Source organism: Sphingomonas sp., assembly GCF_029239295.1.
In the GTDB taxonomy this organism is placed as follows: domain Bacteria; phylum Pseudomonadota; class Alphaproteobacteria; order Sphingomonadales; family Sphingomonadaceae; genus Sphingomonas.
Window position 1 is genome coordinate 178296 of sequence record NZ_JAQZBC010000005.1, and the last position, 20384, is coordinate 198679.

Annotated in this window: 17 protein-coding genes; 3 read left to right on the forward strand and 14 right to left on the reverse strand. The window is 65.9% G+C overall.

Features of this window, described 5'->3' with window-relative positions:
• Positions 1-7: 7 nt before the first annotated feature.
• Entirely contained in the window at positions 8-1174 is a 1167-nt protein-coding gene (locus K0S66_RS06865) for an iron-containing alcohol dehydrogenase (protein ID WP_301074595.1), read from the reverse strand.
• Positions 1175-1368: 194 nt separating this feature from the next.
• On the opposite strand from K0S66_RS06865, the gene K0S66_RS06870 reads away from it, so the two are divergent.
• Positions 1369-1812 (forward strand): hypothetical protein, encoded by a 444-nt coding sequence (locus K0S66_RS06870; RefSeq protein ID WP_301074596.1) that lies wholly within the window; start codon positions 1369-1371, stop codon positions 1810-1812.
• Between the two features lie 62 nt (positions 1813-1874).
• Here K0S66_RS06870 and K0S66_RS06875 read toward each other — a convergent pair whose 3' ends face one another.
• Both K0S66_RS06875 and K0S66_RS06880 read right to left on the reverse strand, forming a co-directional pair.
• The gene (locus K0S66_RS06875) at positions 1875-2603 is read right to left on the reverse strand and encodes a class I SAM-dependent methyltransferase (RefSeq protein ID WP_301074597.1); all 729 of its coding nucleotides are present in this window, start codon (positions 2601-2603) and stop codon (positions 1875-1877) included.
• 1 nt (position 2604) lies between these two features.
• Complete coding sequence (locus K0S66_RS06880; RefSeq protein WP_301074598.1) at positions 2605-3027, reverse strand: GtrA family protein; 423 nt, start codon at positions 3025-3027, stop codon at positions 2605-2607.
• 114 nt (positions 3028-3141) lie between these two features.
• On the opposite strand from K0S66_RS06880, the gene K0S66_RS06885 reads away from it, so the two are divergent.
• Positions 3142-4920, forward strand: coding sequence for an AcrB/AcrD/AcrF family protein (locus tag K0S66_RS06885; protein ID WP_301074599.1), 1779 nt, complete (start codon positions 3142-3144; stop codon positions 4918-4920).
• A gap of 32 nt (positions 4921-4952) precedes the next feature.
• Here K0S66_RS06885 and K0S66_RS06890 read toward each other — a convergent pair whose 3' ends face one another.
• From K0S66_RS06890 to K0S66_RS06905, 4 genes are all read right to left on the reverse strand, one after another.
• On the reverse strand, positions 4953-6296 hold the full coding sequence (locus tag K0S66_RS06890) for a HAMP domain-containing sensor histidine kinase (RefSeq protein ID WP_301074600.1): 1344 nt from the start codon (positions 6294-6296) through the stop codon (positions 4953-4955).
• On the reverse strand, positions 6293-7366 hold the full coding sequence (locus K0S66_RS06895) for a hypothetical protein (RefSeq protein ID WP_301074601.1): 1074 nt from the start codon (positions 7364-7366) through the stop codon (positions 6293-6295). Before K0S66_RS06895 ends, K0S66_RS06890 begins: the two co-directional genes overlap by 4 nt.
• Before the next feature lie 24 nt (positions 7367-7390).
• Positions 7391-8578: a hypothetical protein gene (locus tag K0S66_RS06900; RefSeq protein ID WP_301074602.1), complete on the reverse strand. Its 1188-nt coding sequence runs from the start codon at positions 8576-8578 to the stop codon at positions 7391-7393.
• A gap of 65 nt (positions 8579-8643) precedes the next feature.
• Positions 8644-8937, reverse strand: coding sequence for an Hpt domain-containing protein (locus K0S66_RS06905; protein ID WP_301074603.1), 294 nt, complete (start codon positions 8935-8937; stop codon positions 8644-8646).
• An 84-nt stretch (positions 8938-9021) separates the two neighbouring features.
• Between K0S66_RS06905 and K0S66_RS06910 the strand changes: the two genes are divergently transcribed.
• Entirely contained in the window at positions 9022-11328 is a 2307-nt protein-coding gene (locus K0S66_RS06910) for a hypothetical protein (protein WP_301074604.1), read from the forward strand.
• Positions 11329-11419: 91 nt separating this feature from the next.
• Here K0S66_RS06910 and K0S66_RS06915 read toward each other — a convergent pair whose 3' ends face one another.
• From K0S66_RS06915 to nuoL, 7 genes are all read right to left on the reverse strand, one after another.
• Positions 11420-11707, reverse strand: a complete 288-nt coding sequence (locus tag K0S66_RS06915) for a DUF1467 family protein (RefSeq protein ID WP_301074605.1) — start codon at positions 11705-11707, stop codon at positions 11420-11422.
• 6 nt (positions 11708-11713) lie between these two features.
• Positions 11714-13351, reverse strand: coding sequence for a ribonuclease J (locus K0S66_RS06920; RefSeq protein ID WP_301074670.1), 1638 nt, complete (start codon positions 13349-13351; stop codon positions 11714-11716).
• 219 nt (positions 13352-13570) lie between these two features.
• Positions 13571-14371 carry a type III pantothenate kinase gene (locus K0S66_RS06925; protein WP_301074606.1) on the reverse strand — a complete coding sequence of 267 codons (801 nt, stop codon included), beginning with the start codon at positions 14369-14371 and terminating at the stop codon, positions 13571-13573.
• A gap of 11 nt (positions 14372-14382) precedes the next feature.
• On the reverse strand, positions 14383-15162 hold the full coding sequence (locus K0S66_RS06930; protein ID WP_366520788.1) for a biotin--[acetyl-CoA-carboxylase] ligase: 780 nt from the start codon (positions 15160-15162) through the stop codon (positions 14383-14385).
• The gene (nuoN, locus tag K0S66_RS06935) at positions 15129-16589 is read right to left on the reverse strand and encodes an NADH-quinone oxidoreductase subunit NuoN (protein ID WP_301074607.1); all 1461 of its coding nucleotides are present in this window, start codon (positions 16587-16589) and stop codon (positions 15129-15131) included. The genes K0S66_RS06930 and nuoN overlap by 34 nt, the downstream gene beginning before the upstream one ends.
• Complete coding sequence (locus tag K0S66_RS06940) at positions 16589-18163, reverse strand: NADH-quinone oxidoreductase subunit M (RefSeq protein ID WP_301074608.1); 1575 nt, start codon at positions 18161-18163, stop codon at positions 16589-16591. The genes nuoN and K0S66_RS06940 overlap by 1 nt, the downstream gene beginning before the upstream one ends.
• A gap of 118 nt (positions 18164-18281) precedes the next feature.
• Entirely contained in the window at positions 18282-20381 is a 2100-nt protein-coding gene (gene nuoL, locus K0S66_RS06945) for an NADH-quinone oxidoreductase subunit L (protein WP_301074609.1), read from the reverse strand.
• Between the last annotated feature and the right edge of the window lie 3 nt (positions 20382-20384).

A 20384-nucleotide genomic window follows, 5' to 3' on the forward strand; every position in this document is an offset into this window, starting at 1 on the left:
CACGCGATCAGCTGGCCCACACCTCCGCAAAAAGCTCCGCCATTGCATCGGCATCGGGCACGCGCGGATTGTTGGCTGGCGATCCTGATGCTGCCGCCTGCGCGCACATCGTCGGCACCAACACATGCCAGCGGTCGGCATCAATGCCCCAGGCCGCCGGCCCCGGCACCGCCAGATCACGGTTGAGCGCGGCAAGCTCCTCCAGCAGCCGAGCGACCGCCAACTGGTCGCCCTCACCATCGTCGGCGACGCCCATCGTCCGGGCACAGGCGGCATAGCGGCCCAGCGCCGCTGGCGCCGACCATCGGGTGACCGCCGGCAGCAGCATCGCGTTCGACAAGCCATGCGGCACTTGGAAATGCGCTCCGATCGGCCGGCTCATGCCATGCACCAGCGCGACCGAACTGTTGGAAAACGCGATCCCCGCCTGCGTCGCGCCGAGCATCATCGCCTCGCGCGCTGGTCCATCGCCGGGATCGGCATAGACACGGCGCAGGTTGGGCGAGATCGCGCGCATCGCAAGCAGCGCGATGCCGTCGCTGAACGGATTCGCCCGGCGCGAGACAAAGGCCTCGATCGCATGGGTCAGTGAATCGATCCCGGTGTCGGCGGTTAATCGCGCCGGCATGCTGAACGTCAGCTCGTAATCGACAAGCGCAGCAATGGGCAGGTACGCCAGCCCTGCGCACAGCATCTTCTCGTCGGTGCTTTCGTCGGTGATGATGGTGAAGCGGGTGGCTTCCGACCCCGTGCCCGCCGTTGTCGGAATGGCGATGATCGGCAGGCCGGGCGCGTCCTGCACATGCGGCGCCTTGTAATCCGCCATGGCCCCGCCGTGTCTCGCCAGCAGCGCGATCGCCTTGGCCGTGTCGATCGGGCTGCCGCCGCCAAACCCGACCACGCAGTCGTGATCACCGGCATTAAGACAGCCGAGCCCCGCCTGCACCGATGCCACTGTCGGGTCCGGGACGGTGTCCGCGAACAGGCGGTGTGCGATGCCGGCGCTGTCCAGACCCGAGACCAATCTGCCAACCGCGCCCGATTCCAGCAGCCAGGGATCAGTGACGATCAGCGGCCGGGAGAGCCCAAGCGTCGCCAGCACCTCCGGCAGTCGACCCGAAGCACCACCCCCGACATGCAGCAGGCGGGGTAATGCTATGGCGGCGATCGTCATCTTGCCTCTCCTTGCCCGGCACAGCAATGTTCCCGCGAATAGGACATGCAGCCGCAGGAACGCAGCGCGCTCTGCGCTACCTACAGCCTGATCCAACGGCATAACTACAAATGGATCAAGACGATTTACCTTTGCTCCACAGGAACGTCATCGACCTCCCTCCCGTTGAAGCGTGATCTATAAGGAGAGGCACAATGCGTTACTTGGGAATGCTTGGCGCAGCAGCGCTGTTGCTGCCCACCACGGCGACGGCACAATCATCCACCGCGCAGGGCGGATTCGCTGGCGGCACCGCCGGCCAGACGACGTCACCGGGCGGTACGATGACGGGCCAGACGGGAACGCCTAGCACCAGCGCGGGCGGGACGACCGGCGGCAGCATGGATCAGCATGGGCAGCATGGCGGCATGATGGGGCCGCAGGGCAGCGCGCCGGGTCGCGTCCCCGGCAGCACGACCGATCGTCAGTCGATGCCGGACGCGACCAGCGACACGCCAGCGGTGCAGACCGGCACCAGCCGTCGCACGCCGACGACGATGTCGCCACAGTCACGGCCGCGCGCCGGCGGCACCACGACGGCAAGCCCGCAGGGAACGACCACCACGTCCGATCCGCAGGATGCAACACCGCCGCGGTGAGGTGAGATGGCCATCATCACCCCGGCGCAGTACCCGGGGTGATGATGCCGCCAGGCCGGCTCTCAGGCCGGTTCCGCCAAGGTAATGATCGAGACGCCCGGCGGCATCGGCACCCGGCCGACCATGTGCCGCTCCAACCGGAAGATTTTCTCGAACAGCGCGTTCAGCGGCGCGGCAGGCGGCGTATCGTCGCTGTCCTCGCGCCCCGTCAGCCGGCCCATGATCCGCGCGCCGGCGGCGAGCGGGAACAGCAGCGAGTTAAAATAGCCCAGCGTGCGTGGCCGAAGCCCCGCGTCCTCAATCGCCTTGGCCAGCGTCGTCTTGGAATAGCGGCGGTGGTGGTGGTTCACCACGTCATGCGCGCTCCACATCCATTGATGGGCCGGGACGGTGATCAGGATCTTGCCGCCCGGCGCCAGCCGCGCCCGCATCGCGCGCAAGGCGGCGACGTCGTCCTCGATATGCTCGACGACGTCCAGCACGGCGATCAGGTCGTAATGCGCGTCCGGCACGCCAGGGAGCGCCGGCAAGGGCGACTCGCCAACGGGCTTGCCCAGCCGCTGGCTCGCCACGTCGCGCGCCGCCGGATCGATCTCGATCGCGTCGACGCGGCCGAACTGCGCCAGCATTGGCAAATTGTGCCCCGTGCCGCACCCGATCTCCAGGATCCGAGCGTCCTTTGGCAGCCGCCCCTCGCGCGTCAGATAATCGGCCAGGATGTCGCGGCGCGCGCGATACCACCAGTGGGTGGAATCATGTTCGGCCATGCGGTCGTAGACGCGGCGATCCATATCAGGAAAATACCCACAGACGGTTGAGTGAGAAGGTGACCAGCGGGGTCACCAGCACGATAGGGATCAACGGCCACCACCACGGCCCAGCCAGGATCGCATCGTCAGTCAGCAACCACACCCAGAAGGTGTTGACCGCAAAGCTGACCAGCGAGACCGCGAAAAACTTGGGCGCTGATGCCTTCGCCGAGGCACCATGCCCGCGAAAGCTCCATTTGCTGTGCAGCACATATCCCGACAGCATTGCCACCATGTAACCGGCGATGTTGGCGACCTGTTCGGACGTGATCTTGAACGCAGCGAGCGGCGAATAGACGACGGCATATAGCGCCGTCGCCAATCCGCCAGCGATGCCGAACCGCACCAGCTGCCAGAAGGTTTCGCGCATTCCTGCCGAGCCGAACTTGTTGCGAACAGCGTCCACGCCTTGCCCTTTGTGCCGCCTCGGGTAGAGGCGGGCGCCACCGATCGCCCGCCCGGGCCGAACCGGAAGAATGTCGCGGGCGTCTAATGGCCTGCGGTCGGCGAGGAAAGCCCCGTGAACAGATTGCCCCCCTCCCTGTCCGCCGAATTGGACCGGCACTGGATCAAGCTGACCACGATCGCCTGGATCGTGATCGCGGTGTTCTATGTGTGGAAGCGCTGGGCGGCGATCCACTGGCTGTCGCTGGGCGATACCGACGACAATATGCGGCTGATGCAGGTCCGCGCGCTGATTGATGGCCAGGGCTGGTACGATCTGCGCAACTACCGCCTCAACCCGCCGGTCGGCTTCGACATTCACTGGTCGCGGATCGTCGACCTGCCGATCGCGGGTCTGATCCTGCTGCTGCGTCCCTTCGTCGGCGTGGCCGAGGCGGAAAAGCTGGCGTGTGGCATCGCCCCGCTGCTGCCTTTGGGCATCACGCTGATCGGTCTAGGCGCGACGGTGCGGCGCCTCGTCTCCCCCGTTGCTTGGCCACTGGCGATCGTGTTCCTGATGGGATCGACGGTCGCGCTGATGATGTTCATGCCCGACCGCATCGATCATCACGGCTGGCAGCTGGCGATGTTGAGCCTGACGGTCGCCGGCCTGTGCGACCCCGACGGCCCGCGCGGCGGCATCACCGTCGGTCTGGCAAGCGCGCTGTCGCTCACCATCGGACTGGAAATGCTGCCCTATTGCGCGATGGCAGGCGCGATCATCACCTTGCGCTGGGTGTGGGACGCCGATGAGCGGCGTCGCCTGCTGGGGTACGCCATTGCGCTCGGCGGCGGATGCGGTGCTGGTTATCTTCTTTTCGCATCCGAGGCGAACCGGGTGATGCGCTGCGACGCGCTCACCCCAATCTGGCTCAGCGTCTTTGTTGCCGCTGGCGCGCTGCTGACATTGCTCGCTATCGTCTCACCCGAAAAACGCGCGATCCGCTTCACCATGGCAGCGGTCGCCGGTGCGGTGATCGCTGGCGGCTTCGCGGGTCTGTTCCCCCAATGCCTGCAACGTCCCGAACAGGTCTCGGACGAACTTTACGCCAGCTGGCTCAGCAACGTGCGGGAGGCGAAGCCGATTTACCGGCATTCCTTCCGCACCGGCTTCCCGCTTGCTGCCTTGCCTACGATGGGTCTGATCGGTGCCGGAATCGCCATCTGGCGCGCTCGACGCAGCCCGACGTTGATCGGCTGGGCCTGCGTTGGCCTGTTTGCACTATTCTCCGTCATGATGCTGCTGTGGCAGGTGCGCAGCGGCCCGGCTGCCCAGCTGATGGCGATCCCGGGCGTCACCGCGCTTGCCTGGATCGTGCTGCCCTGGTTGCTGGGGCAGCGTTCGATGTTCGTCCGGCTGTTTGCCACGGGCGCGGTCTTTGTCGTCATCTCGGGCATGTTCGCCTCCTTGCTACTGCGCACGCTGCCGATCGACGTGCCGAAGCCTTATGTGAAGCGTGTTAATCGCGCGACCGGCCTGTGCCTCACCATGCCGGCAATGAACCCGCTCAATCGTCTTCCGCCGACGACGATCTTCACCTTTGTCGATCTAGGGCCGCGGCTGATCACGCTGACGCACCACAATGCAATCGCCGGGCCCTATCATCGCAATGGGGACGCGATCCTCGACGTCCACCACGCCTTCAAACGCTCCCCTGAGGAAGCGCGCGCGATCATGAAGCGGCATGGCGCGACGTTGATGCTCGTCTGCCCGAACATGGCGGAATCGACGGTCTATCGCGATCGTGCGCCCGGCGGCTTCTACGACCGACTGGCACATGGCGAGACATTCGACTGGTTGACCCCCGTGCCGATGCCCAAGGGCTCCCCGCTGCGGCTGTTCCGCATCAGCTAAGCTGTCTCATGCCGCGTCCGGCGCGCGCCTCGTTAGACCGCCGGAAGGCTCAGTACGAAGCGGGCGCCCTCGCAGGGTGCGCTGTCTACGGTCAGGTCGCCCCCCATCACGCGGGCTAAGCGGCGGGCGATGTAGAGGCCAAGCCCGCTGCCGCCCGGCTCGCTCGTGTCAACCCGTTCGAATTTGGCGAAGACCCGCTCGTGGTCCTCGACGGCGATGCCCTTCCCCTGATCCGCAACGATCGCGAATACATGATCGCCATCGCGCTGCAGGCGAAGCCAGATGGTGGCATCACGCGGTGAATAGCGAACCGCGTTGCCGATCAGGTTGACCATGATCTGCAAGATGCGCCGGAACTCGCCACGCACATGTTGCGGCTGATCCAGGCCTGCCCGATCGATCGTAACGCCGGCGTCAGCGGCGCGAACCGCCAGCAGCCCGGCGGCGCGGCGCACCACATCGGCCAGGTCGACGGTGCCGGCCTCGGCCGTAAAGTCCGCTCGTTCGATCGCCTCGATATCGGCAAGATCGTCGATCAGTCCCATCAAATGCCGCCCCGCGCTCGCGATATCGGCGGCGTAATCGGCATATTGCGGGTCGATAGGACCCTCGATGCCGGCGTTGATGCTGTCCGCATTGGCGACGATCCGGCCAAGCGGCGCGCGCAGGATACGATCGAGCCGGTGGTTGAACGCGCCATCCATGCCCGCGTTGGCTGCTCCGCTGGCACTCGGCTTGGCACCGCACAGGAACGTCGCGCCTGCGAACCCGGCAAAGGCGCCGCCACGATCCCGCCGTACATGTCCGGCAAGGATGACCCGGTCGCCACTCGTCGTCAGCACTGCCGGCTGGTCCGCAAAGTCATCGACAGAGGCTACCGCCTCCAGCAGGGGCAGGGCCCCGTGCGGATCGCTTTCCAGCGTGAATAGCCGGGTCAGCGGCTGGCCCAGCGCCATGGCCATATCGATGCCGTGCCGCTGCGCTGCCTCGCTGGCCAATCGCTGAAGCCGAAGGCCGGCATCGACATCCCACGTCCAATCCGCTCCGGCGGGCGGCGGAACCGCCATCACCGGCTGCACCGGGCGCCACGCCGCCCGTTCGCGCATCGGCGAAATGGTCAGCCTCGTCTCGCCTTCGCCCGGCGCGACGCGAACCCAGCAATCGAGATCGACGTCCATGTCGGCAATGGTCACGGCGCGGGCGAGCGGGATCTGCAGCCGCCGTGACAATCGCACCATCGCGGCAATCTGCGGATTGGCAGGCGGACGCCCCAGCGCGCCACCTGCGCGCTCGTTCAGCGTCGCGAACTCGGGATCGGCGTCGATCAACCGATCGGCCGCATCAACCCGGGCGGACATGGTGATGCCTTCGATCACGGCAGCTCCCTGCCATCGATCAGGCGAAGCGCAGCCTGATAGTCCGCCGGGAGCGCGAGATGCGCGATCGCTGCGTGAGCAACCGAAGCAGGAACGGCCACGATCGTGTCGAGCGCGCTGGCAAACGTCTCCAGGTCGCGGCGCGGATCCGCCTCCCCGAGCGCATAACCGATGCGCGCAAGTCCGGGACGGTCGATGTCGAGCGATCGAAGCGCGAGCCACAATCGCTCGCCCGCCCGGTCCAGCGTAAGCGCGCGGATGTCACGCTGGCTGATCCCCGTCCGGTTCGCGAGCAACGCGACGAATAGCGCCACGGCCCCATCCTCGATCGCTGCCGCCAGCAAAACCGCCGTTGCGTCCGGGTCGTGATCGATCAACCGCCCCAGGTCCGCGGCTCTCGCGTCCAGGCCCACTGCCGTCTCGCAGGAGCGCAGATGGTGCTCCGCAGCGTCGGCGACCGATCGATCGGTGGCGCTCGCCTCCCCACTCAGATCCGGGCGCAAAGCGGCGGCGACATACCACGTAACGCGCCGGTTCAGCGCTGGCGGCAGCATCTCGCCCGGCGACGTCTCGCATTGGCGGGATCGATGTTCGGCCAGCCGATAGGCCTGGGCCGCCGCGGCGGTCGCCTGATCGTCACTCTCCGCGAGCTGGCTCAACAGCGCGGCCTGCGCGCCCGGCGGCCGATTGGCGCGCAACGCCTCCCCCAGCAGATCCTGGCGCGCACGTCCGAGCAGTTCATCGATCAGTTCGGGATCTCGCAGAACGCCCGATACAACCAGGCGCTCCAGCACCTTCGCAGGATCGAACACCACATCGCGCGGCACGCCCCGTTCGGAGCACCATCGCGTGTGAATTGCAGCGCCGGTCGCCTCGATCGTGGAGCGCAGCAGCGCGCCTAGTCGAGCGCGGCTGCGGTCATCCAGCCGTTGCTCGTCAGGCAGAAACAGGTCGTCGATCGTTGCGGCGAGATGCCCGCCAGCGGCACGGTCGGCCATCGCGGCGCGCGCGAGCAGGGCAGCGGCATCCGACGTCAGGCCCGGCGCGCCTTCAAGAGAATCGACCGACATGCGTCTCCCCTAGCGCGGGCGACGTTAAGGCGCTGCTAAGCGCGCGCGTAATGTTTCGATTGCCATCGCCAGCGTCGCCGTGGCGTATATCGCCGCCAGGACAAGCCCGATCATCGGCCATCCCGGTACGGTGCAAATCGCCAGCACCAGAAGATAGGCCGACGGATCACCCCAGAACAGCGGGCGATGCTCCGAAATCGCCCGGGCGCCCAATGCACCCGCGGTGACCAGCGCCAGGGCGACGATCAGCGCCGTCATCTCCCCCGTTTCGGCATCGATCGCTCGCCCCAGCACCAGCGCCGCTATTGCAGGCACACCCAGCGCCAGCGCATTGGCGACGCGCGCCAGCATCTCTTCATCCCGTAACCAGGCAAAACTCGAGGCGATCGTGGCCGCGATCACGCCCAGCAACGACAGCAGCAGGCCCACGCTCGCGTGCCCCGCGCCGAGCGCCCCGAGCCCACCCCCCGACACAAGCGCCGCGCCCGCTACCATCGCGGCGCTCGGCACATGGCGGCGCATCAGGGCGGGCAAGCAGGCGCGGGCAACCGGCCGCACGATCCACCGCTGGAACCAGCCGGAGCGCGCGGCGATCGCCGCACTCACCACCGACCGGCTCCGCGTTTCCAGCGTGTCACGGCGACGCTCGATGCCATGACCGTTGCCGCGCTCATCATCGGGCATCTGCAGGCGAAGGGCGCCTGACTGTGCTACCACACGCAGCAGCGCAGATTGCACGTCATAGTCGCGCGGCATCGCCGCTACGTCGCCCAAGTGCCGGCTATCTAATCGGGCGATCCCGGCCCAGGCGTCCCCGCCGCCGATCAGCTCATAAGCAGGGTCGGCCTCGTCTTCCGCCGCCACCAGCAGAACATCGCCGGCCTCGCGCGCGATTGGATGAAGAATCGCTTCGGTCGTGACCAACCCATCGGCCAGCACCAGCAGGTGAGACAGCGGATGGAGGCGAGCGGCAGCTTCGGCTGCGCTGCGCACCGTATCCACCGTGACGCCCCGACGGCCGATCCGCGCCACTGCGCCGAGCAACTCCGGGGTAACACGCGCAACGACCACCACGATCTGCGCCGCGCCGGCGGCGATCAGCAGGCGCGCCTGATATTCCACAACGGTCATGCCGGCGAAGGGCAAGGTTGCGGCAAGCGTGCCGGGCCGGTCGTCGGCTTCCTGTACGGCGAAGATCAGCCCTGTGAGCATCGGGCGCTGTTACGGTCAGTACCGGATCGGGGCAATCGCCAACCGCGCGGGTTACGCTGCGCGGCTCACAATCGCGCAATCAGCTGGCGCAGTTGCTTGACCATCTGCCCATCACCAGCGGGCTTGCCCGCAGCCTCAGTCGCCAGCGCCGCCAGGCGGATCGCACCGAAACTCGCCGCCAGCCCCTTCAGCCGCCATGCCGCTGCACGCCACGTCCCGTCATCCTCTGCCGCCTCTATGGCGGTCAGCCCGGCTCGCGCGCTATCAACGAAGGCAGCGCGCAGTTCGGCGATCAGCACCGGATCGTCGCCGACCGCTGCGGCAAGCGCGGCATCGATAGCTCCGGGATCAACGGCCATGCACAGGCCGCTAGCATGCAACGCTTAATCGCAGGTTGCCGCTATTTGCTTTGAGCGACATGAATTCGTGATACACCTGCGGGAATGACCGGGGGCCCGACGATCATCGACATGCGCACGCGTAAACCCAGCGATGCAGCAATGCACAACATGGAGGAAGCTCCAGCCGTGATCGCCGAGCAGGTCGCCGTGGAAGATCAACAAGAAACGTATCTGCCCGATGGGGTGGAGCCTGTATCGCCCTGGCGGACGATCGGGCCGGCCGCGCTGGTCGGCGGATCGCTGGTCTGGGTCGCGCTGGTGCTGTGGCTGGCCCGCAATGACTTGGCGGGCATGTCTGCGCTCGACCTGGCGCAATTCGGCGCGGCGCTTGTCTCGGTCCCGGCACTCGCAGGGATCGTCTGGCTGTTGGCGCTACGCACGAGCCGCGCCGAGGCCGACCGGTTCGGTGCAACCGCTGCTGCGATGCGCGAAGAGGCCGCTGCGCTGGAACGCACCGTCGCCTCGCTGTCGGCGGCGCTTGATGCCAATCGTGACAAGCTGGCCGAACAGGCGCGTCAGTTGAGCGCCCTGGGCGACAGCGCCACCGCGCGTCTTTCCTCGATCGGGCGCGGTCTTTCCGAAGAGATCGACCAGGCCGACGTCCACGCCCGCTCGCTGGCGGAGGCGGCGACGACTGCTCAGAACAGCCTCTCGGTGCTGCTCGCCACCATGCCCAAGGCGCAGAGTGAGGCCGAAGGGCTGACCACACGGATCGAGAATGCCGGGCTTGCCGCCGGGCAGCAGGCCGCAGCACTCGACGCACAGATCGTGGCGCTGACCGAACGTGGGCGTGAGGCGGAGGCGGTCGCCGGCGGAGCGGCGCAGAAGCTCGCGGCGCATATCGGCCGGATGGAGGCGACCAGCGAAACCGCCGGTGCGCGATTGGAAGCTGTCACCGGTGAGATGTCGTCCGCCGTGGACGCCCTTCTCGACCGCACGGCGCAGGCAATCGACGAATCGCGCAAGGGGATTGCGGCGCAGGCCGACGCCATGCTGGCGATGGTCGGCACCAACCAGGCCGCGCTGGACACCGCAGCGCGCGAAAGCGCTGAATCGCTGGCTGAGCGGATCGGGGTGATCGAAGTCGTGATCGACCGCATCACCGAACGGCTGGACAAGCAGCGGCACGCCAGCGACGGGTTGATCGGCGATCTTCAGGCGGCGCTTGGCGGCATCGAGGATCGGCTCGCGCGCCTGCATCAGCAGGGTGTTGAACGCTCGCAGATGCTGGCCGCGTCGATCTCCGCACTCGGCGGCTCTGCCGATGCCATGACACAGGCGCTGGCGGCGGGCGACGCGATGGCGGGCCGCGCTATCGAGACGACCGAGACCTTGCTGCTTGCACTCGATTCAGCCGCGCGCGAGATCGACGAGACGCTGCCCGCAGCGGTCGACCGCCTCGACGACCGCGTCGTTGCCGCGAAAGCGGTGGTGGTCGCGGCCAAGCCCGAGCTGCTCGCGCTCGTCACTGCGGCCGAAAGCACGCACGAGGCGATTGAGGCGATTGCCCAGGTGATCGCCGAACAGCGTAGCAACGTTGATTCGATCACTGGAACGTTGCTCGATACGCTGAATACCGGCCGCGCGAAGGCCGATGCCATGGGGCAGATGGTCGACGAAGCCGCCGATCGTGCGAACCGCTTCGCCGAAGAGGCAGCGCCGCGCCTGATCGAAATGCTGCTGCGCGTCCGCGACACGGCGACGCAGGCGGCCGAGCATGCGCGCGAAGTGCTCGCCCGCGTCGTTCCCGAGGCCGCTGACGCGCTCGAAAAGTCTGGCGCCGCAGCGCTGCGTCGTGCCGTCGACGCTGGCCTGGACAAGCAGATCGCACAGATCGCAACGACCGCGGACGCCGCCGTCGGTGCCGCGACGCAGGCCGCGGCCCGTCTCGACCAGCAGTTGCAGGCGATCCATGCGCTGACCGTCGCGGTGGACGAGCGGATCGATACCGCGCGTACCGAGCGTGAGCAGCAGGAACAGGAAAGCTTCGCGCGGCGTGCCGCGGTGCTGATTGACGCGCTCAACTCGGCAGCGATCGACATCACGCGCAACTTCGCCACGGACGTCGCCGACAGCGCATGGGCCGCTTATCTGAAGGGCGACCGGGGCGTCTTCACCCGTCGTGCTGTCCGCCTGCTGGGCGACGTCGAACACCGTGAAATCGCTGCCCTGTATGACGAGGACGCCGAGTTCCGCGATCAGGTGAACCGTTACATCCACGATTTCGAGGCCATGCTGCGCATCATCCTGGCGCAGCGCGACGGCTCGCCGCTGGGTGTGACGTTGCTCTCGTCCGACATGGGCAAGCTCTACGTCGCGCTCGCGCAGGCGATCGAACGACTTCGCTGAGACCGGCGCCTGCCCGACTAGGCAGACAGGCTAACCGGCAGGGATCATGAAAAAGCCCAGGAGCGGCGATCCGCTCCTGGGCTTTTCTATGTCAATCGACGGTCGAGGTGCCGATGCCGTATTTGGTCATGTCGACCATGTCGGGCGTGATCCACCCAAACAGATAGTTGGCGTAGAACAACACGAACAGCACCGTCGCCACGATCGTCACGCGGATCGCCGTGCGGGCGGCGGCGAACTCATGTGGTGCACTCTCCGCCTGCCCGGGCACATGATCCTGCCCGGCCTCCTCACTGGTGCGAACACCAAAGGGAAGCACGAGAAAGACGGAAAAGGCCCAGAACAGGATGTAGATCGCCAGGGCCGACGTCCAGTTCATCGCTCGTCAGACCTCCAGCACCATGACATCTACGACGGGCTTCTTGCCGGTCCAGCGCGTGGCGCAGCGGCGCACCGCCAGACGGACGTCTTCCCGCAGGCGATCCAGGTCGCGCGCATTGCCCGATACTGCCTCCGCGGCAGCATCTTCGGCGTCGGCGATGAACGCCGCGCGCTCCTCTTCGACCGGAATGCCCTGCAGGCTGACCCTCGGCGCGCCGGCGAGGCGGCGGTTCTTGCCCACGGCTACCGCAACCGAGATTTGGCCGTGAAGGCTGATCCGGCGGCGCTCGTTGATCGTGCCCCCATCGGCGGGAAGGATGACATCACCGTCCAACACCAGGCGGCCGACCGGCGCATTGCCGATCTTCGTGGGCTTGCCCGGCGCCAGCCGGACGATGTCGCCATCGGTCTGCACGACTGCCTCTGGAATCCCCTTCGACAAGCCGAAGCGCGCCTGCTCCATCAGGTGGCGCATCTCGCCATGCACCGGCACCAGAATCCGCGGGCGGAGCCAGCCATATAGCGCCTCCAGCTCGGGCTGACCCGGATGGCCGGAAACATGGACGTGCGCCTGCTTCTCCGTGACCATCTTCACGCCGCGCCCTGCCAGCGCGTTCTGGATCCGGCCGATCGCCACTTCGTTGCCGGGGATCTGCTTGGACGAAAAGACGACCGTATCGCCGGAATCGAGCCGGATCGGATGGTTGCCGGTCGCGATACGCGCCAGCGCGGCGCGATCCTCGCCCTGCCCGCCGGTCGCCACGATCAGCACCTTATCGCGCGGCAGGCGCATCGCCACATCCGGGGTAACCGTGTCCGGAAACTGCTTCAGATAGCCGCAGGCGCGCGCCACCTTGATGATCCGGTCGAGCGAGCGGCCGGCGACACAAAGCGCACGTCCGGTTTCCACGGCCACCTGGCCCAGCGTGTGCAGGCGCGCCGCGTTGGAGGCGAAGGTGGTCACGACCACCCGGCCACGCGCACTGGAGATCGCCTCCATCAGGCCGGTCTGGACGGTACTTTCCGACCCCGACGCCTCGGCATTGAGGACATTGGTGGAATCGCACACCAGTACGTCGATGCCGCGATCACCGATCGCCTTCAGCTCTTCGGGTGAGGCAGGCGTGCCGATGACGGGGGCTGCATCCAGCTTCCAATCGCCGGTGTGGAACACCCGGCCTGCCGGCGTATCGATCACCAGCGCATTGGCTTCGGGGATCGAATGCGACATCGGGACGAATTCGAACCCGAACGGTCCGACGCGAAAGGCGTTGCCCGGCTGAATCACACGCAGCTTCACGCGATCCGCGATCCGCTCCTCCTCCAGCTTGTGCCGGATCAGGCCCGCGGTGAACGGCGTGGCATAGATCGGCACGCCCAGATCATCGGCGAGGTACGGCAGCGCCCCGATGTGATCTTCATGCCCATGGGTGATCACGATGCCGTCGAGGGTATCGAGCTGATCCTCGATGAAGCCCAGGTCCGGGAGGACCAGGTCGATCCCCGGATATTGATGGTCGGCAAAGGTAACGCCGCAATCCACCATCACCCACCGGCCATCATGGCCGTACAGGTTCACGTTCATTCCGATTTCGCCTGAGCCGCCGAGGGCGCAGAACAGCAGTTCGTTCTTCTTGGAAATGGTCTCAATCCTTCACTGCCCCTCGGGCCTTCGCCCGACGGGTAGGCGCGCCATGCACGCCTGTTTCAAATGGCCTTCAAATCTGGGGGAGGCCTTCCCCAATCTCGTGGCGCTCCGACCGGTGTCGAAAGCGCCGTAACCGTGCAGCCCAGAAGGGATCATCGTCTCACCACCGGCGTCTCGCCAGGCGGGCAACGATCCCCTCAGCCGCCAAAAAGCTCAGGCAGCGATATGGGCGCGCTCCCACATGATCGCCAGCCCCTGGATCGTCAGATCGGGCTCGATCGCGTCGAACACATCAGTGTGCTGCTCGAACAAGGTGGCTAGGCCGCCGGTCGCGATCACCTTTGCCGGCCGGCCGATCTCCGCCTTCATCCGATCGACCAGCCCCTCGATCATCGCGATATAGCCCCAATAGATGCCGATATTCATCTGATCGACGGTGTTGCGGCCGATCACCCCGACGTTGCCCTTCGGCGCCTCGATCGCGATCCGCGGCAGCTTCGCGGCAGCGTTGACCAGCGCGTCGAGCGACAGGTTGATCCCGGGTGCGATGATGCCACCCTTATACGCCCCGTTGAAATCGGACACGTCCAGCGTCGTCGCGGTGCCGAAGTCGATCACGATCAGGTCACCAGGATGCAGCGCATGGGCGGCGATCGTGTTGACCGCTCGGTCGGCGCCCAGGCTCTGCGGTTCGTCCACGTCCAGCGCGACGCCCCATTCAACCGGCGCCCGGCCAGCGATCAACGCGTCGGTGCCGAAATATTTGGTCGACAGCACTTCCAGGTTGTGGAGCGCGCGCGGCACGACGGTGGAAATGATCACCCCGTCGACGTCGCTACGCTGATACCCTTCGAGCGCCAGCAGCTGGCTCAGCCAGACCGCATATTCATCTGCGGTGCGGCGCGGATCGGTCGCGATGCGCCACCGGGCACGGATTTCACGCCCGCCTTGCGGCCGCGACGCGATCAGCGCGAACACCACGTTGGTATTTCCCGCATCCACCGCGAGCAGCATTATTCCCTCTCCTACACCAGGAACACGTCGGCCGCGTGAATGACACGCGCGGTACCGTCCGCCAAGCGCAGCCGTAACGCGCCGTCACTCGCCAGACCATCATATTTGCCGGGTACGGAGGAGCCGTCCGACAGATTGGCGATCAGCGGCGTACCGCTCGGATGCGCCTGCCGCTCCCAGCGGGAGATGACGGGCGCCAGTCCTTCGCGGCGCCAGATATCCAGCCAGGTCGCGAAGTCAGCAACGAGATGCTCGTAAAGCTCGGCCGCGGAATGGACCCACAGGCGCCCGGCAAGGCTCGCGGTCGCCCGCCCCTCGATCGACGGATGGCTGGCGAGGTTCACGCCAAAGCCGGCGACGATAGCATCGCCATGCCGCTCCAGCAGGATGCCCGCCAGCTTGGCGTTATCCAACAGCAGGTCGTTGGGCCATTTGATCGTGACCGCTGGGCACCCCAGCGACGTGATCGTCTCCGCCAGCGCCACCGCACATACCAGCGCAAGCGAAGCGGCGGGCGGATCACCCGGTCGCGCCCGAACCAGCGTACTCGCGTAGAGATTGCCGATCGGGGAGCTCCATGGCTTCCCCTGTCGGCCGCGCCCGGCGGTCTGCCGCTCAGCCCGCAGCCAGCTCCCTTCCGGGGCGCCGGCCGCGGCGAGGGCGAGTACGTCGGCGTTGGTGGAACCCGTCTCGGCGATCGTCCGAACGAGTCCCTTGTCCGCGGCGCTCACCACCCCGCCCTCACGGTCTGTGACCGTCAGAACAGTGCCTGCGCCGCGTTCATCGTCCACGCGCTCAGCAGCGGGATCGCCAGATAGCCTAGCGGCGACACCGCCACAGCGGCGAAGGCGATCATGCCACCTTCCAGCTTATCACCCTCGCCAAACGGCACGGTGGGCTCGTCGAAGTACATCGTCTTGACGACGCGCAGGTAGTAATAGGCGCCAATCGTGCTCGCCGCGATGCCGATGACGGCCAGCGGGAACAGGCCGGCGCGAACCGCCGCATCGAACACCGCAAACTTCGCCCAGAAGCCGAACAGCGGCGGAATACCCGCCAGGCTGAACATGAAGATCGCTAGGCCAGCCGCAAGCCACGGCCGCGTGCGCGACAGACCCGCCAGCGACTCGAGCGTCTCTACCGGTTGCCCCTCAGGCGTGCGCATTTGAAGCACGACAAGGAACGAGCCCAGCGTCATGATGACGTAGATCGTCATATAGGTCAGGACCGCAGCGACACCTTCAGGCGTGGCCGCAGCCAGACCGATCAGTGCGAAGCCCACGTTGTTGATCGACGAGTAGGCCAACAGCCGCTTGATGTTGCTCTGACCGATAGCAGCAACCGCACCGAAGATGATCGAGGCCAGCGCGGCGAAGATCACGATCTGGCGCCACTGGTCCTCCGCCGGGCCCATCGCTTCGATCGCGACACGGACCGCGAGGCCCATGGCGGCAACCTTCGGCGCGGATGCGAAGAATGCGGTGACCGGCGTCGGGGCGCCTTCATAGACATCCGGCGTCCACATGTGGAACGGCACGGCGCTGATCTTGAAGGCGATGCCCGCAAAGACGAACACCAGGCCGAACATCAGACCGATCGATCGGCCATCGCCGCTCAACGGCGCCGACGCATAGGCGCCTGCAATCTCGTCGAACATGGTCGAACCGGTGAAGCCGTACACCAGGCTGATGCCATAGAGCAGGATCCCGCTCGCCAGTGCGCCCAGGACGAAATACTTGAGGCCTGCTTCTGCCGACCGCTGGTCCTGCCGCATGAAGCTGGCGAGAACATAGGCCGCCAGGCTCTGCAGCTCGAGGCCGATGTACAGCGTCAGCAGGTCGCCCGCCGACACCATCACGCCCATGCCGATCGCCGACAGCAGGATCAGGACCGGATATTCCGGACGCAAGTCATCACCGGCCGTGCGCTCGAAGAAACGCGGGGCCAGCAGGATGGCAACCGCTGCCGTCAGATAGATCAGCACCTTGGAGAAACCGGCAAAGGCGTCGGCGCGATACATGCCGTCGAATGCGGAGCCGCCGTTGGTGGCCGGCCCGATCAGCGCCAGGCATGCGCCGCCCAAGATTGCCACGGCCGTCCACGACACCGCGCGCGTCGACGCCGGGCCGCCCCACGCAGCCACCAGCATCAATGCCAACGCACCCAGCGCCAGCACGATCTCGGGAAGGGTCATCGCGACCTGCGATGCGTAGTCCATCAATGCGCCTCCCCATGGGCGTCAGATACAGCAGCAGAAGAACCAGTGGCCGCATGGCCGGCACCATGCGCGGCAGGCGCCACACCGGTGCCCGGCGTCGGCAGTGAATCACCGGCCGGCTTCGCACGCTCGATGCGCGCCATCAGCCGCTCGGTGTCGGCGCGCATCGGGGCGATGAAGCTTTCCGGATATACGCCCATCCACAGGACGACGGCAGCGATCGGGGCCAGCAACCACAGTTCGCGCGTCGACAGGTCCGGCATCGCGCGAACCTCCTCCGACTTGATCTCACCCCACACCACCCGGCGGTACAGGTACAGCATGTACGCTGCACCCAGGATGATGCCGGTGGTGCACAGCAGGGCGATCGTGGTCGACACCTGGTACGTGCCCATCAGCGCCAGCAGTTCGCCCGGGAAGTTGCTGGTGCCCGGCAGACCGATCGAGGCCATGGTGAACAGCAGGAACAGGACCGCGTAACGCGGCATGTTGTTGGCGAGGCCGCCGTAGCGCGAAATCTCACGGGTATGCAGGCGGTCATAGATGACCCCAACACACAGGAACAATGCGGCCGATACAAGGCCGTGGCCCAGCATCACCAGCATTGCGCCCTCGATGCCCTGCGCGTTGAACGCGAACAGGCCGATCGTCACGATCGCCATGTGCGCGACCGACGAATAAGCGATCAGCTTCTTCATGTCGGACTGCACCAGCGCGACGAGGCTGGTGTAGATCACCGCCACGGCGCTGAGGCCGAACACCAGCCACACCAGCGATTCGGACGCCTCCGGGAACATCGGCAGGCTGAAGCGCAGGAAGCCATAGCCGCCCAGCTTCAGCAGCACGCCCGCCAGGATCACGGAGCCGGCGGTCGGCGCCTGAACGTGTGCGTCGGGAAGCCAGGTGTGAACTGGCCACATCGGCATCTTCACCGCGAAGGAGGCGAAGAACGCCAGCCACAGCCACGTCTGAACATCCGGTGGGAAGTCATAGTTCATCAGCGCCGGGATCGACGTCGTGTCGGCGGTGATGCTCATGTAAAGCATCGCGATGAACATCAGCAGCGAGCCGAGCAGCGTGTACAGGAAGAACTTGTACGACGCGTAGATGCGGTTCGCGCCACCCCAGATGCCGATGATCAGGAACATCGGGATCAGGCCGGCTTCGAAGAAGATGTAGAACAGGAAAATATCTTGCGCCGCGAAGGTGCCGATCATCAGCACCTCGGTCAGCAGGAACATCGCCATATATTCCGGCACGCGCTTCTCGATCGCCTGCCACGACGCCCCGATGCAGATCGGCATCAGGAACACGCTCAGCATGATGAGCAGCAGGGCATACCCGTCGATGCCCAGCGCCCAGGCGAACCGCCCGAACACCGGCGCATATTCGACGAACTGCCACTGTGCTCCGCCGATGTCGAAGCTCAGCCACAGGATCACGCCCAAGGCGAGATCGGCGAGCGTCGCCGCCAGGGCGAGCCAGCGCGCACTCTGAGCGGACAGGAAGAAGCAGGCGATCGCTGCAAGGGCCGGGATCGCAAGCATCATGGAAAGGATCGGGAAACCGGTCACTTCGCCCCCAACAGACCGTTCGGGCGAGACGCTACGACGCCCAGCCCTGCCCCTTCGAACGGGGTGAAGAAGTACAGCGCTTCGCCAGGCTCAGCGCGAACGAAAGAAGCGTGCTGGGTCATCCTGCGATCACCCAGGTTGCAGCGGCGGTAAGGCCGATCAGCATCACGAACGCATAGGTATAGACGTATCCCGTCTGGATCCGGCCCGCGACGCGGCTCGACTGAGCCACGATCCACGCCGATCCGTTCGGACCGAACCGGTCGATCGTCCCTTCATCACCCTTGTGCCACAGGAAGCGGCCGATGGCGAAGGACGGGCGCACGAACAACAGGTCGTACAGTTCGTCGAAATACCATTTGTGAGCGATGAAGTTGTACAGCACGTCGAACGTCGTGGTGAAGCGCTTCGGGATGTCCGTCCGCCAGATGTAGGCGGTCCACGCGAGGGCCAAACCGATGATCATGACGATGGTCGCCGCCAACTTCACCAGCAACGGAACCTGGTGCATTTCATGCGCCAGATGCTCGTTGAACGCGATCGAGCCACGCCAGAACGCTTCGCCCGCCTCCGGTTCGATGAACCAGTAATGGAACACGAAGCCGGCGAACACCGCGCCGATCGATAGGACAATCAGCGGGATCAGCATGAACAGCGGGCTTTCATGCGGATGATAGCCAGCGGTACCGGTGGGCACTTCTTCAGCGTCCGCGCCGTGGGCATGCGGCGAATGGCCGGCATCCTCGTGCGCAACGCCGCCGCCATGCGCCTCGGCACCGTGATCGTCCGCGTCATGGACCGGATGATCGTGGTGATGGTCGTGCACGGCGTGCTGGATATGCTCCGACCCGGCCCAGCGCGGCTTGCCCCAGAAGGTCAGGAACATCAGCCGCCACGAGTAGAAGCTCGTCAGCAGCGCAGCGAACGTGCCCACCCAGAAGGCGCCCTGCCCGCGGCCCGATGCCCAGGCCACTTCAAGGATCGCATCCTTCGAGTGGAAGCCGGCGAAGCCGCCGATCCCGTAGATGCCCACGCCGGTGATGGCGAGCGTGCCCAGCATCATCGCCCAGAAGGTGATCGGGATATGCTTCCGCAGCCCACCGTAGAACCGCATGTCCTGCTCATGGTGCATCGCATGGATGACCGAGCCGGCGCCGAGGAACAGCAGCGCTTTGAAGAAGGCATGCGTGAACAGGTGGAACATCGCCGCGCCATAGGCGCCGACGCCCGCGGCGAAGAACATGTAGCCCAGCTGCGAACAGGTCGAATAAGCGATCACGCGCTTGATGTCGGTCTGCGTGGTGCCGACCGTTGCAGCGAACAGGCAGGTCGCCGCGCCAACACCGGTGACCACCAACAGCGCTGTCGGCGATGCTTCGAACATCGGCGACAGGCGGCAGACCATGAAGACACCAGCGGTGACCATCGTCGCCGCGTGGATCAGCGCCGACACCGGGGTCGGGCCTTCCATCGCGTCCGGCAGCCAGGTGTGGAGGCCGAGCTGTGCCGACTTGCCCATCGCGCCGACGAACAGCAGCAAACAGATCACCGTCATGGTGTCGAAACGATAGCCAAGGAAGCCGATCGTCGATCCGGCCATGCCCGGCGCCATCTCCAGAATGGCGGGGATCGAAACCGTGTCGAACACCAGATAGGTTGCGAAGATACCCAGCATAAAGCCAAGGTCACCGACGCGGTTGACGACGAACGCCTTGATCGCAGCGGCCTGCGCGCTCGGCTTCTTGAACCAGAAACCGATCAGCAGGTAGCTGGCGAGGCCGACGCCTTCCCAACCGAAGAACATCTGGATCAGGTTGTCCGCCGTCACCAGCATCAGCATCGCGAAAGTGAACAGCGACAGATAGGCGAAGAACCGCGGCTGATCCGGGTCCTCGCTCATATAGCCCCAGCTATAAAGGTGAACGAGCGCAGAGACGCTGGTGATCACCACCAGCATCACGCTGGTCAGCGCATCGACGCGGAGCGTCCACGACGCGTCAAACGTACCAGAGGTGAGAAAGTGCAGCACCGGCGTGACGCTGGCGCTGAGCCCACCCGACATGAAGCCGAGGAAGATCGGCCACGACAACGCGCACGAAATGAACAGTGCGCCAGTGGTCACGCCCTTGGCAACCGCGCCTGGGATCGACTTGTTGCCGAAGCCAGCGATGATCGCCGCAAGCAGCGGCAGGAATACGATGAAGAGGATCGATGTCACGGG